Annotated in this window: 12 protein-coding genes and 1 tRNA gene; 8 read left to right on the top strand and 5 right to left on the bottom strand. The window is 36.4% G+C overall.

The annotated features are described in order from the left end of the window. The first annotated feature begins 155 nt into the window (after nucleotides 1-155). Nucleotides 156-659 (top strand): hypothetical protein, encoded by a 504-nt coding sequence (locus tag PQG54_RS02125; RefSeq protein WP_271789116.1) that lies wholly within the window; start codon nucleotides 156-158, stop codon nucleotides 657-659. An 11-nt stretch (nucleotides 660-670) separates the two neighbouring features. Here the strand turns inward: PQG54_RS02125 and PQG54_RS02120 are convergent, their stop codons facing one another. Then, entirely contained in the window at nucleotides 671-970 is a 300-nt protein-coding gene (locus PQG54_RS02120; protein WP_271789117.1) for a hypothetical protein, read from the bottom strand. 72 nt (nucleotides 971-1,042) lie between these two features. Continuing rightward, the gene (locus PQG54_RS12430) at nucleotides 1,043-1,162 is read right to left on the bottom strand and encodes a terminase small subunit-like protein (RefSeq protein WP_408869476.1); all 120 of its coding nucleotides are present in this window, start codon (nucleotides 1,160-1,162) and stop codon (nucleotides 1,043-1,045) included. Nucleotides 1,163-1,340: 178 nt separating this feature from the next. On the opposite strand from PQG54_RS12430, the gene PQG54_RS02115 reads away from it, so the two are divergent. The 6 genes from PQG54_RS02115 to PQG54_RS02090 all read left to right on the top strand — a co-directional run bounded on the left by PQG54_RS02115 (nucleotide 1,341) and on the right by PQG54_RS02090 (nucleotide 10,672). Then, entirely contained in the window at nucleotides 1,341-1,568 is a 228-nt protein-coding gene (locus PQG54_RS02115; RefSeq protein ID WP_040364210.1) for a helix-turn-helix domain-containing protein, read from the top strand. A 2-nt stretch (nucleotides 1,569-1,570) separates the two neighbouring features. Then, a complete protein-coding gene (locus PQG54_RS02110) occupies nucleotides 1,571-1,963 on the top strand; it encodes a hypothetical protein (protein ID WP_271789118.1) in 393 nt (130 codons plus the stop codon). Then, nucleotides 1,953-4,388 carry a DUF927 domain-containing protein gene (locus PQG54_RS02105; RefSeq protein ID WP_271789119.1) on the top strand — a complete coding sequence of 812 codons (2,436 nt, stop codon included), beginning with the start codon at nucleotides 1,953-1,955 and terminating at the stop codon, nucleotides 4,386-4,388. Before PQG54_RS02110 ends, PQG54_RS02105 begins: the two co-directional genes overlap by 11 nt. A gap of 279 nt (nucleotides 4,389-4,667) precedes the next feature. Next, nucleotides 4,668-7,421: a class I SAM-dependent DNA methyltransferase gene (locus tag PQG54_RS02100; protein ID WP_271789120.1), complete on the top strand. Its 2,754-nt coding sequence runs from the start codon at nucleotides 4,668-4,670 to the stop codon at nucleotides 7,419-7,421. A 13-nt stretch (nucleotides 7,422-7,434) separates the two neighbouring features. Continuing rightward, nucleotides 7,435-9,453 carry a DEAD/DEAH box helicase gene (locus PQG54_RS02095; protein ID WP_271789121.1) on the top strand — a complete coding sequence of 673 codons (2,019 nt, stop codon included), beginning with the start codon at nucleotides 7,435-7,437 and terminating at the stop codon, nucleotides 9,451-9,453. Between the two features lie 10 nt (nucleotides 9,454-9,463). After that, on the top strand, nucleotides 9,464-10,672 hold the full coding sequence (locus PQG54_RS02090) for a GIY-YIG nuclease family protein (protein WP_271789122.1): 1,209 nt from the start codon (nucleotides 9,464-9,466) through the stop codon (nucleotides 10,670-10,672). A 93-nt stretch (nucleotides 10,673-10,765) separates the two neighbouring features. On the opposite strand, the gene PQG54_RS02085 is transcribed toward PQG54_RS02090, so the two are convergent. Then, nucleotides 10,766-10,856: transfer RNA gene (locus tag PQG54_RS02085), tRNA-Ser, on the bottom strand. A gap of 60 nt (nucleotides 10,857-10,916) precedes the next feature. Continuing rightward, on the bottom strand, nucleotides 10,917-11,894 hold the full coding sequence (locus PQG54_RS02080) for a bile acid:sodium symporter family protein (RefSeq protein ID WP_271789123.1): 978 nt from the start codon (nucleotides 11,892-11,894) through the stop codon (nucleotides 10,917-10,919). A 130-nt stretch (nucleotides 11,895-12,024) separates the two neighbouring features. Between PQG54_RS02080 and PQG54_RS02075 the strand changes: the two genes are divergently transcribed. Further along, complete coding sequence (locus PQG54_RS02075; protein WP_271789124.1) at nucleotides 12,025-12,972, top strand: hypothetical protein; 948 nt, start codon at nucleotides 12,025-12,027, stop codon at nucleotides 12,970-12,972. A 1-nt stretch (nucleotide 12,973) separates the two neighbouring features. On the opposite strand, the gene PQG54_RS02070 is transcribed toward PQG54_RS02075, so the two are convergent. Beyond that, nucleotides 12,974-13,441 carry a DUF805 domain-containing protein gene (locus PQG54_RS02070; protein ID WP_271789125.1) on the bottom strand — a complete coding sequence of 156 codons (468 nt, stop codon included), beginning with the start codon at nucleotides 13,439-13,441 and terminating at the stop codon, nucleotides 12,974-12,976. Nucleotides 13,442-13,461: the final 20 nt, after the last annotated feature.

Raw genomic sequence — 13,461 nt, 5'->3', positions numbered from 1 at the left:
ATCCAAAAGGGAACCCAAAAACGGATATATAGGAGATTGTTCATGAAGATTTTGAAGAACCTGCCATTACAGTCGATGAGGTAAATCGATGGTTTACCAAATCTTTTTTTGAACTTACGCTAAATGAAACAGAATTATTTACAAAAAAATTAAATATGTTACGTGTTACAAAACCTATTTATACAATGCCTGTATATGAACCGATGCGTCAAGTTATCCATCTTTATCAAAAATTATTGGACAACTTACCTGACGCAATCAATTTTTTAGATGAAAAAACCATTATCTTTAGTGATAATATAAAACAAATGGAAGATGTAATTTTTTTATCTAATCATTGCAAAGCTATTCTACAAATAATTAACTCTTTGAAACAAAATGCTTATCTTATTAATGAACCATCATTAAAATATCAATCCGCAGCCAATTTTTGGCATGTTGATACAGTTTTTATTGCTCAAGAAATATTAAAATTCACAGAAATTAGAAATTTAAAATTTAGCTTTAAACAAGCAAATTCTAAACTTATTCAACTGATCCATTATATTTTAAAAAGAGTTGGAATACGTTCTGTCAGTCAATCTGCCATTGTGCAAGCATTAAACCGTTTTAAATCGGAAAAAGAATATAAAAGAATGATTAAATATGCACCTGATTAATTATCTTATATTTAGTTTTTATTAATAAAATAGTGTAACTCGTCGTCACTCATCTCTTGTATTCTCTTCATGTGATGGATATTCGCATTTACTTCATTTAACCGTGCATGCATATAGGGCGCAGCTCCTTTGGCAGCTTCTAACGCCAATTTATAATCTTCATTCTCATAGGCTTGGTTCATAATCTTTAAAATGATTTCTAATGGACTTTGAAATTCTTCTTTTTGCATGATCCCTTGAACGGTTGATAAAGAGACTTTGTGAGTTGATCCTTTTTTACGTCCTGATCCTTCTCTATATCCTCCACGCATCTTTATTCTTTCCTCTTTTTTATTGATTAGTTTGATTCTTTTTCAATGTAACGATTTATATATAGTCAACATTCATAAACTCTCTACTTTAATAGATTCATCCTTACAAATATGGCGCAAACTTTCCCCATCAACGATTCTCTGGCAAATATAATCAGTTATGTCTTTTGTATAGATTGAATAGCATGCCATTAAATAAAGCATACAATAATATTATTTATCAATAGCTTATTATAAAATATTTCTATCAAAAGTACAAGATTTAAAAAGCCAGTACATTTTTATTTTAAATTGTACTGTGCATTTTTCTTTTTTTGAGGACTATTAATTATCTCCAGTAATTTCATTTTTAACTTGGAGATTGTCGATTATGACACAACCAATCATATACCATCCGATGTCTTTACTGAGCATCAAAGATACCTGTGCTTACTTAAGCACGTCACGAGCAAATTTATATCGCTTGTTACAAGCTGGCAAATTAGAAGCCATTAAGATGGGTCGCAATACCCGCATCCCTTATGCCTCTATTGAAGCCTATATTCATAGTTTACCAAAGCTTCATGATCATTCTTCAACTCAGCGTAAAGGAGTGTAATTATGAGTGTTCATGTCAAAACTAATTCTTTTAATGCTCGTTTTAAATCTAAATCAAGAGCCGCGTTAAAAGCCAAAGCTTACGCACCTATGATTAACTATAAAGCGGTCAAAGAGAAAGCGCTTTCTCATAGTCATCTATTATTAAAAACATGGCTCCCTAATGGCGTTATTAAAGCGCATGAATATATTGCGTTAAATCCGACAAGGCATGATCAGCATTTAGGATCTTTTCGGATCAATATGCGTTCAGGACAATGGGCAGATTTTGCAACCTCTGATCGTGGTGGGGATTTAATTGCACTCTTGTCTTATTTGGATCATTCCACTCAAAGCCAAGCAGCATGCAAGATCTCTGCCCTTCTTAGATTGGAGGCTTATCATCATGTTAGATAAAGTTAATTCACCCTCAATTTGTGCAGAGCAAGAACTCATCTGGGAACCTATGCTTCCAGCCAAAAACGAACCCAAAAAACCATCATTTGCTTCAAAGATGTGGATTTATCGTGATGCTGATAACGCACCATTAATGGCAAGATTACGCATTGAAAAAGACAACGGTAAGAAAGACTTCTTACCCATGACTTATGGTCACCGTGTATGGATTGATAAGCAAGGGAATAAGCAAGATCAAACTAAGTGGCATTTTAAAGAACCCAATTCATTATTGCCCTTATATGGATTGGAAATTCTTGCACAGCGTCCTCATGATCCGATCTTGATTGTTGAAGGGGAAAAGACCGCCGATGCAGGGCGTGAAATATTCCCTGAATATATAGTTGTGACCTCACAAGGAGGCAGTCACGGAGCCAATCGCAATGAGTGGTCAGTCTTAAAAGATAAATCAATCATCATATGGCCAGATCATGACCAAGCAGGAGAAGACTATGCAAGCGATCTTATTGAGATTTTATATGGGATTGGCATTCAATCCCTTCGTAAAGTTGCTTTACCAACAACTTTACCCAATGGATGGGATTTGGCTGATCCTGTTCCTCAGGCTTGTTTAGAGAGCAATCAAACAGAACACGATTATTTAATGCATTTACTGAATAATGCTCAGATGATCGAAAAACCCATCAAAATCATGATGCCATCTGGTTATAAGTTCTATGATGATGGATTATATTATACCAACCCTTATAAAGATGATGCTTTACCGATTAAAATCTGGGATCCTTTTACGATCTTAGGAGCCACAGAGGATGAGCATGGGTCTAATTGTGGGTTATATATTGCTTGGACGAACCAAAACTCAGGCACAAAACATACTTATTCTATTCCACGCAGTTTAATCCACTCGAATGGCAATGAAATTGCTGCCACGTTAGAAGGCAAAGGATTGGCATGCCTCATTGCTGGACGTAAACACTTATTAAACTTTATCAGCCAATTGAAAATCAATATCTTATTACGCAGCACTCATAAAACTGGCTGGCATCATTTAAACAACAAAGCTTTGTTTATGATGCCTAATGGCAAAATTATGGGTTCATCATCACAGACAAAAAATAGCCTAATCCTACAAACAGGGAATATTCATCAAGGTCAACTCTTTACCCAATCTGGCAGCTTATCAGACTGGCAAGAACAGATCGGGCAATATTTAGTTGGTAATTCAAGATTGATCTTCTTTGTCTGTGCGTCTTTGGCGGGGAGTTTATTGGAGATGACTCATATTGCTGGGGGTGGATTACATCTGGTTGGTAAAAGCCAATCAGGAAAAAGTACGGCGTTATTTGTTGCAGCATCGCTTTGGGGGAAAGGTGCCAGAGATGGTCAAGTCAGAAGCTGGAGACATACAGGTAATGGATTGGAAGGCATTGCCAATGAAACTTCCGATTTATGTTTAATTTTAGATGAATTTGGGGAGGCCTCAGCAAAAGAGATTGGCGATATTATCTATATGCTGGCTAATGGGATTGGTAAAGGCAGAGCCAATCAATTGGGGAATGCACGTTCTGTAAAAACATGGCGATCCACATTCTTATCGTCTGGAGAGGTCACGTTAGATCAAAAGATGAGTGAGGATCAACGATCCAGCAAAATGGGACAGAAAGTCAGATTTATGGAAATCCCCGCCGATGCAGGGGCGAATATGGGGTTATTTGAGAATATCCATGAGTTTAAAGAAGCTGGGTTATTTGCCTCTTACCTACAAACACAATCAGCCAGATTCTATGGCACGGTTGGACTGGCTTTTATCGAGGCTATGTGCAAAGCACGTCAACAAAACGAGGGATGCTTTAAACAACACTTAACCAATACTATAGAACAACGCACGCAAGAGCTTTTATCAAATCATACAACCAGCAAAGATGGTGCGATCAGAACCATTGCCCAGCGTTGTGCTTTGATTGAACAAGCGGGATTGCTGGCGATTCAATATCAAATATTCCCATTTGATAAAGTCATCATTACCCAGAATATAGAACAATGTTTCAAAGACTGGATCAACCATAATCCCAATATGCAAGAACATGAAGAAAAACAAATGATCTTGCATATCAAACACTATCTTGAAGCGCATGGAGCCAATCGCTTTATTGATATTACGTTCGCAGACACCGACCGAACACCCCACCGCGTTGGGTATAAAAAGAAGAATGCAAATGGTGTGTTTGATTATTTGATCTTGTCTGAGGCTTGGAAGAAAGAGGTTTGTAAAGGCTTTGATCCATTACAAATGGCTAGAATATTAAGAGATCACCACTTTCTCGATGTGCCTCAACTTGATCGAATGAAGCAAAAAGTCACAATTCCATCAATGGGCGATATGCGATGTTACATCGTCAAAGGCGAGATCTTGAATTATGAATAAAAAATAAAACCCATTAAATTGCAGCGGGATTAACGGGAAAAGCGGGAGAATGGCAGAAACTTAATGCCTCCCGCTAATACTGAACCACAAAAACGAACGGGATAAAACGGGAAAATAAAATATTATTATATATCAATATGTTACCAAATAAATCCCGCTTCCCCCGCTCGTCCGTTTTTAAAATGATTAATATTCAATAAAAATTTAGATACAATCATTAAAATTAAATATAATCTCTTGATAATATAGCTAATCACGATTGTTATACGGAACAAATTAATGCTAAATCTTTACGAACTTGAACCAAAGCTAAAACTATTGATAGAGCAACCTTTTGAAGATGGCTCTGCTTTTATTACCAAGTTCTTAGAGATTTATAATATTCCGCAAAAAACAATTACGGATATTCAAAAGTCTTATCAATTAAACACACCTGTTTTTATTCCTAAAAAACTGGCTTTTATAGCCATTGATCATGATGATTTATTGCTGGCCGAGGATCAATTAAAAGAGAAATATAACAAGCACAAAAACAAACCTCGTCTATATGTTGTGACAAATGGCAAAACGATCAGGGCTTGGAACGCTAAACAGGATCAACTTTTGGATAAACCATTCACAGAGTTGAATGATTACTTTGATTTTTTTGCTTATTTGGCGGGTATAGAACGATACGAAGTTATAGAAGAGGTTGAAGCCGATCGTAAAGCCACGCGTAAACTCAATTTGTTATACAAAGAGTTATTAGATCATAATATGGATTGGATTAACAATCCAAAGGCAGAACACGAATTAAATCTATTTGTGATGCGATTATTATTTTGTTTCTTTGCCGAGGATACTGCCATTTTTCCAAAAGATCAATTTACTGAAACGGTGATGACCTATTCATCGCCCGATGGATCAGATACAGCGGATATTTTGCACCAGCTTTTTGAGGGAATGGCGACCAACCCAACCCAAAGGAAAACAAAGAATTTTCCGAAATGGGTATTGGATTTTCCCTATGTGAATGGGGGATTATTTAACGATGACATTCGTATTCCCAGATTTTCAGACCGAGCATTACGCTTTTTCAGAGATTGTGGCAATTATAATTGGCAAGAAATTAATCCTGATATTTTTGGATCGATGATGCAAGCCATTGCGAACAAAGAGTTACGCAAAGATAATGGGATGCATTATACCTCTGTTCCGAACATTGAGCGATTATTAAAACCTTTATTATTGGATCAGTTAGAGGCTGAATTAACCGAGGCTGGGGATGATTTATCCAAATTAAATAAATTTCACGATCATTTGGCTCGTATTCGTATTTTTGACCCTGCCTGTGGATCGGGTAATTTTTTAATTATTGCCTATCGTCGGTTAAGAGAGCTGGAATTCAAAGTCTTAAAGCGGTTAAAACAACAAATAGCAGCACCGTTGGGGTTTACGTCTATTCAATTGGATCATTTTTATGGGATAGAGCTGGATGATTTTGCAGCACAAACAGCAAGACTATCCTTGTGGATTGTGCAATATCAAATGAATGCCAAGATGAAAAAGGATTTTGGAGATTCCCCAGCAACCTTGCCCTTGACAGAAAATGGTCATATCATTTGTGGGAATGCGTTACGATTGGATTGGACAGAGATTTGTCCTGTTGAAAATATTGATTCCAAAACAGAGATTTATGTGGCGGGGAACCCTCCATTTCATGGTAGTACTTGGCAGAGTAAAGAGCAAAAAGAAGATATTGAACAGCTATTTTCTCCACATACCAAATCTTATAAAACGCTGGATTATAGTGCAGGCTGGTTTTTTAAAACCGCACAATTTTTAACCCATCCTAAGACATATGGCGGGGCATTGGTTAGCACCAATTCAATTTGCCAAGGTACACAAGTGGAACTGCTTTGGCCGTTAATTTTAAATCTTAATATTGAAATTGGCTTTGCCTGGCCATCTTTTAAATGGAAAAATAATGCCACCCATAATGCGGGAGTGACTTGTATTATTGTGGGATTGCGGCGTGCATCATCAACCATAAAGACATTATATTTTGAGGATCATAGTACGGATATCCCTCATATTTCACCATATTTATTGCCTGTTAATAATGATATTATTGTACAAAAACGCAGTAAACCTTTTGGAAAAACTCCTATTATGGTGTTTGGTAATAAACCAACTGATGGTGGATATTTAATGTTATCTCCACCAGAAAAACAAGAACTGTTAGAGAATTATCCACAAGCGACCCCTCTGGTGAAGCGTATTTATGGATCACAAGAATTTATTCGTGGAGAGGAACGTTTTTGCTTGTGGATTCAGGATCAGGATTTACCGTTGGCACACTCTATCCCCCCCATTATGAAAAGAATAAAAGCAGTTCAACAATTTCGTTTAAAAAGTAGTAAAAAAACAACCAAAGAACTAGCTCAACAACCTTATCGATTTGATGAAATACGAAGTCGAATAAATCAAGAAGTTTTTTTAATTCCAGCAGTATCATCTGAACAACGTCATTATTTATCGATTGGCTTTATGCCCGCCAATATTATTATCAATAATTCATCATTCGCTATTTTTGATCCACCTGACTATTTATTTGCGATTTTATCCTCTCGTTTACATGCGGTATGGTTGGCGAATATTGGTGGAAAACTAGAAGAGCGTTATAGGTATTCCAACACAATCGTCTATAATAATTTCCCATTCCTTCCTTTAACCGAGGATCAAGAAGAGCAACTGGCTGAATGTGCAGGCAATATCTTGGCCGCCAGAGAGGAACATCCAGGTAAAACCATTGCTTTCCTCTATAATCCCCAAACCATGCCCGCCAACCTCTTACAAGCCCATCAGCAAACCGATGAAATGTTGGAAAATTTCTATAATGGCAAACCCTTTGTCGATGATACAGAACGATTAACTTTTTTATTCAAACAGTATGAACGTTTGTTAAAAGCCGATACAAAAAAGAAAGCCGTTAAAAAACAAACCAAAAAAAAGCCCTCTAAATCCGCGTCCAATCCTGCCACAAAAGAATAAAAAGGAATAAAAAATGGTTAATTTTACCACCGTTTCCTATCACCAAACAGGAACCAGCCAAAATCTGGACAATATGGGCATGCGGGAAATGCAAAAACGCGCCTATGCTGCCCGTAATGCGCAATATTTACTCATCAAATCCCCACCCGCATCAGGAAAATCCAGAGCATTAATGTTTTTGGGATTAGATAAATTACATCACCAAGGGTTGGAAAAAGTCATCATCGCCGTTCCCGAACGATCCATTGGAAAATCGTTTGCCTCGACTGATTTAACCACCAAAGGCTTTTTTGCTGATTGGACATTAAATGCAAAGTGGGACTTAACTGATATTTCCAGCAATAATGCCAAAACCAAGGCATTACAACAATTCTTAGCCTCAGAAGATCAAATCTTGTTATGCACCCATGCCACGTTAAGGTTTGCGTTTAATGAAATTGGGGTTGATGGATTTGATAACTGTTTAATTGCGATTGATGAATTCCATCATGTTTCTTCTAAACAAGAAAGCCGCTTGGGCGATGTGGTGCATCAACTGATTGAACGCGACAAAGCCCATATTATTGCCATGACGGGCTCTTATTTCCGTGGAGATACTGAATCAATCCTGTCCCCAGAGGACGAAGAACGCTTTGCCCGCGTTACCTATACCTATTACGAACAATTAAATGGGTATCATTATTTAAAAACGCTGGGAATGGGATATCATTTTTATCGCGGTCGATATTTAGACGCTATTGGCGAGGTCTTAAACCGAGACCTAAAAACCATCATTCATATTCCCCATACTAACTCTGCCGAAGCTACCGATGATAAATATGATGAAATCGCCAGGCTGTGTGATATTATTGGAAAGTATCAAGGTGTTGACGAAGACACTGGATTTTACCTGATTACGGCTCCTAATGGCAGAACCCTTAAAATCGCTGATTTAGTTAACGATGACACTACTAAGCGTGAAAAAGTTATTGCTTCTTTACGCAATATTGATGGGCGCGATGATGTCGATATCATTATTGCAATGGCTATGGCCAAAGAAGGATTTGATTGGATTTGGTGTGAACATGCTTTAACCGTTGGATATCGTGGATCTTTGACTGAAATTATCCAAATTATCGGGCGGGCAACCCGTGATGCCCCTGGTAAAAACCATGCGCAATTTACTAACCTTATTGCCCAACCTGATGCCAGCGATGATCGTGTGCAGGAATCTGTCAATAACTTCCTTAAAGCCATTGCCTGTTCATTATTAATGGAACAAGTCTTGGCACCATCTTATAGTTTTAAAAATCGTACAGATAGCGACTCAATCGAAGGGTTTATCCAAAATAGCCCAGATGGAGGATCTATTTTGTCCATCAAAGGACTTAACCCTTATCCTTCTGAACGTGCCAAAGAAATTTGCGAAAATGATTTGAATGATTTGGTCGCTATTACCTTACAAGATAGCATTGTTTTAAAAGCTGGAATGAATATCAAAGAATATCCTCCAGAAATTTTAATGCAAAGCGTTTTACCTGGGATTATCAGAGAAAAATATCCTAATTGTAATGATGAAGAAGTCGAAGCAATTAGTCAACGCCTGGCCACAAAAATGGTCATAAGCTCTCCCTCTGTAGAAATGGAGCCAGAATTATCACCAGAGGAAGAACAAGAAATTAAACAAAAATATCCTCAGGCAATAGCAAAAAGAGATCAATTCATTCGCATGGCAAATAAATTAATTCATGTCTCAGAGCTGGATATTGACCTCATTGAAACAATCAATCCGTTTCAACGTGCTTATGAAATTTTATCAAAAACCCTGAATGCAAAAACATTGAACACACTGCATACTTATATTATATCTTCCAAAATAAGCATGACCGAAGGCGAGGCAATTGCATTATGGCCAAAAATTGAAATATTTCATAACGAGCATCAAAAAGAGCCGAACATCAATAGTAATCACCCAATGGAACAACGCTTGGCCGAAGCCTTGGCCTGGTTAAAAGAAGCACAACGTAAACGTTCTATTACTCCAGAAAATTAAGTATTATATAATGACCAAAGCAACCCTTGATGAAATCTTCAACCGCATGCAAGAAATGGGATTAACCGATCAGAAAAAAAGAAATCAGCGTCCAAGTGAAGATGATAAAATCTTGCATGATTTTGAAGAGATTAATCTTTTTATTGATGCGAATGGTTATGCACCAGGCGATGTGCGTGATGGGCATCGATTAAGTTTAAATGAACGTAAACTGGCTGCACGATTAGAACAATACCATAAAAATAATCAATATATTCGTATTTTAAAGTCACAAGATCGGCATTTCCTACTGAACTATCAAGAGGAAAAAGAAATAGAAGATATTCCAAATTCTTTGGATGATATTTTTAATAAAGGACATGCTTTGTTATCAACAGACACCTCATCCGCAACAAATATTTTCTCTTCTTCAAAAACACCTAAACGACTTATCTCCAAGACAGATCGCGTTTCAAAGCGCATTAAATGCCTTGATTTTAATCAATTTAAACCCTTATTTGATTCTTGTGTTAGTGATCTCGTAAGTGGAAAAAGAGCCAGTATACGTTTTCGTAAAGAGCAAGAAATTGATACTGGTGATTTCTTTATCTTAAACGGAATTATGGTTTTAGTTGCAGAAGTAACAGAGCGTCAAATAAGAAATGGACGAAAAAACGCACGTTTAAGATTGATTTTTAGTAATGGTATGGAAGGTGAAAATTTATTACGTTCTTTGGCTACTGAATTGTATAAAGATCCACAAGGCAGACGTATTTCCAAACCTGAAACAGAAACTTTTAGCTCAGACCATATAATAACCATTCCTGGAAAAGAAATTTCTGGATATATTTATATCTTAAAAAGCCTTTCTAAAAATGAAAGCATTCAAGAGTTAGACGGTGGATTATTTAAAATTGGATATACAACGTCAGATGACGTGCAACAACGTATCCAGAACGCACAAAATGAAGCTACCTATCTCTTAGCACCCGTACAACTTGTTCATAAGTATAGAGTTAAAAATATTAATTTGGCTTCATTTGAAAATTTATTACACCGTTTTTTTGGGCAAGCCCAATTACAAATAGAAATTAAAGATCGTTTTGGAAAAACAGTACAGCCAAAAGAATGGTTTTTACTTTCTTTAGATATTATTGAGCAAGCTATTAAATTATTGTCTAACTCCACGATTCATCAATATAGATACGATAACAAAACAAGTTGCATTGTAAGGAAGTAAAATTCAGCAAATACTCTAAGATGGGTTTTATAATGGGTCAGATTTAATTTTACAAGAAATATATAGCAAAATCAATGTTCTAACTGACATATATGGCGGAGGGGGTGGGATTCGAACCCACGGTACGCTATTAACGCACGGCGGTTTTCAAGACCGCTGCCTTCAACCACTCGGCCACCCCTCCTGATTTGTAAAAACATTCATATACGATTTTATAGTTCTTTGGCAAGCGGTTTTTTATAAATTAATCTTCTTTTTTCGCAGCCAATTCCTTATCCATTAATTTTGCACAATATTTTGCTAGAATGGCGATAATAAAAAGTTGGATCTGGTGAAAAATCATCAATGGTAGAACAATGATTCCAACCATGCTAGATGGAAAAAGCACATTCGCAATCGGGACGCCTGATGCCAGGGTCTTTTTTGACCCACAAAAAATAATACTAATTCGATCTGCCAAAGAAAATTTTAAAAACTTACTAACAATCGCTGTAATCGTTAAAACCAGGAATAATAAGAAAACATCAATCAACACGACATATATCAATTGATCGATACTTAGTTCCTGCCATAAATGCATATTTACTGCTTCACTAAACGCACTATAAACAACAATCAAAATAGACCCACGATCAGAAAAAGACAGTAAACGCCGATTACGCACCGCCCATTCGCCAATCCATGGTTGTAGTAATTGCCCGGCAATAAACGGTAGTAATAATTGGTAGACAATATTAATTGTCCCATCTAATTTCAAATGCCCTTGGCTACTGAAAATTAACCCTGCCAATAAAGGTGTAATAAACACCCCAAGCAGATTAGAAGCTGTTGCAGAACAAATGGCGGCAGGAACATTTCCCTTTGCGATTGATGTAAATGCAATCGAAGACTGAACCGTAGAAGGCAAGCAACACAGAAAAATCACACCACTCCATAATCCAGGGATCAACAAGTGAGGAAAGAAAAAATGTAAACCGATCCCTAGGATCGGAAATAAAGCAAAAGTGCAAAGGAAAATTACTAAATGTAATCGCCAATGCAATAACCCCTGCACCATTGCTTGCCGAGACAGCCGTGCACCTTGTAAAAAGAACATTAACGCAATCGCAATAATGGCCAAATTATCAAAAAAAGCCACACCACTGCCATAACATGGGAATAGACTGGCTAATAAGACAGTCGATAGCAATGAAACTAAAAAAGGATCAATAAATTTGAACATTTTGAAGGGGAACCTTAAATGAAATTATATCAAATGAAAGAAAAACCATAATTCTTTCTTTGATATCTTATTAAATCTCTATATATTTTAATAATTAGTAGCAATCATTTATCAAAAAAATATTATCATCATGAATAAAAAAGCAAATTTACTTACTCTCTTTGGATTATTCGCAATAAGCCATCTATCGGCATATACCGCTCATGCATCACAAACTTGGCAATCTTTTTGCTCTAATGTTACTGTAAATAACAGTTCTAATAGTCCCAATTCTATTAGCGCAACCAATTACACAGTGCAAGCATCTAATAATCCCGCTATTAAAATGATTGCTCAACAATTGAACACAACCCAATCTAATAAAAATTTATCTACTGATCAACTTCAGAGAATAACAAATATAACCTCTACAGGTATTTTAAATCTTATATTAAATCACCAAATGAAAGATTGTAATAAAAGATATTATACTGATAGCTTAGCACCCTTACTAACCAGCCTACAAAATGGTAATAAGGTAAATTTTACGTGGAATAATATTCGTATTCAAAATAGCAAAGCATCTTATCAAGCAAAAATTTTAGCCGCACAACTGAGTGCGCAGGGTAATAATATTCGTGTTGTCGTTAATTTTTCAGGATTATCAACGACATCGCAACATAATACGCCTTCTGCCTTTGTTCCTCAACGAGGGACGATTGATATGACAACAACTGCACAATTTTATCCTTTAATTCTTGCTGCAACTAGCGGAAATATGGATACAGCTGCGAGTGGTACATTTCCTGTTAAAATTAATAGCCTTAATGTAAATAATCCAAAAGTAAGCATCACAGCTAATGGCAATGTGACTTTGAATAACAAACCAAACTTAACCTCTGCAAATGGTGTATTGCGTATAACAAATATGCAAGCACTTATTACAGCTAGTAATGAAAGTCAAAACAGTAAGCTCAAAACTGGATTAATTTTAGCAAAATTTGCAGGGCGCAGCGTGGACAATAATGCTTTAGAATGGGATATTAACTGGCAAGGAAATTTATTCAAAGTTAATAGTGTCCCAATTCCTGTTTGGTAATTTATACAGTAAAAGAGGATTGTGGTGGACTGCCAAATCTTTCATTTTCACTTGAAGGATAGCAAGCCACCAATAATATGAACCACTGACAAACAAAATTAACATACATATAAGGGATCGATACGAATAAAACCAAGAGCCAGATCCAAAACCAAAACCCCCTCAAATTCAAATCATGCAAACGTCTGATACACAAACAAAAAGAAGGTGCCGTACTGGCGATAATATAAATCGTAAATAAAAGATAAGATTCTACATATTTTGTATAAAGGTTAATACCATATACTAGCCCTAATTGGGCACTCAACAAAAACAAGACATATGCCACTAAACTATTCATAATCGCAAATGACCAAAATCCAGATCGATTGGTACGTCCTTTGAAGTAAAAATAATGGCGCCATGCATCAATCCATCCTCTTGGTATATTCTTTATAAATAAAAGAATATTACGAATTAGCTTTTGCATTTTGTTGCGCCCTTATTCTA

The sequence above is a fragment of the Commensalibacter communis genome (assembly GCF_947179015.1).
Taxonomy (GTDB): Bacteria; Pseudomonadota; Alphaproteobacteria; order Acetobacterales; family Acetobacteraceae; genus Commensalibacter; species Commensalibacter communis.
The sequence above is the reverse complement of the archived record's forward strand: the minus strand, read 5'-3'. Positions and strand labels throughout refer to the sequence as shown.

Bases quoted from the DNA above. Each gene is read 5' to 3' on its own strand.
- PQG54_RS02095 (WP_271789121.1), top strand. From the start codon at position 7,435: ATGGTTAATTTTACCACCGTTTCCTATCACCAAACAGGAACCAGCCAA.
- PQG54_RS02110 (WP_271789118.1), top strand. From the start codon at position 1,571: ATGAGTGTTCATGTCAAAACTAATTCTTTTAATGCTCGTTTTAAATCT.
- PQG54_RS02100 (WP_271789120.1), top strand. From the start codon at position 4,668: ATGCTAAATCTTTACGAACTTGAACCAAAGCTAAAACTATTGATAGAG.
- PQG54_RS02105 (WP_271789119.1), top strand. From the start codon at position 1,953: ATGTTAGATAAAGTTAATTCACCCTCAATTTGTGCAGAGCAAGAACTC.
- PQG54_RS02075 (WP_271789124.1), top strand. From the start codon at position 12,025: ATGAATAAAAAAGCAAATTTACTTACTCTCTTTGGATTATTCGCAATA.
- PQG54_RS02115 (WP_040364210.1), top strand. From the start codon at position 1,341: ATGACACAACCAATCATATACCATCCGATGTCTTTACTGAGCATCAAA.
- PQG54_RS02080 (WP_271789123.1), bottom strand. From the start codon at position 11,894: ATGTTCAAATTTATTGATCCTTTTTTAGTTTCATTGCTATCGACTGTC.
- PQG54_RS02120 (WP_271789117.1), bottom strand. From the start codon at position 970: ATGCGTGGAGGATATAGAGAAGGATCAGGACGTAAAAAAGGATCAACT.
- PQG54_RS02090 (WP_271789122.1), top strand. From the start codon at position 9,464: ATGACCAAAGCAACCCTTGATGAAATCTTCAACCGCATGCAAGAAATG.
- PQG54_RS12430 (WP_408869476.1), bottom strand. From the start codon at position 1,162: ATGGCATGCTATTCAATCTATACAAAAGACATAACTGATTATATTTGC.
- PQG54_RS02070 (WP_271789125.1), bottom strand. From the start codon at position 13,441: ATGCAAAAGCTAATTCGTAATATTCTTTTATTTATAAAGAATATACCA.
- PQG54_RS02125 (WP_271789116.1), top strand. From the start codon at position 156: ATGTTACGTGTTACAAAACCTATTTATACAATGCCTGTATATGAACCG.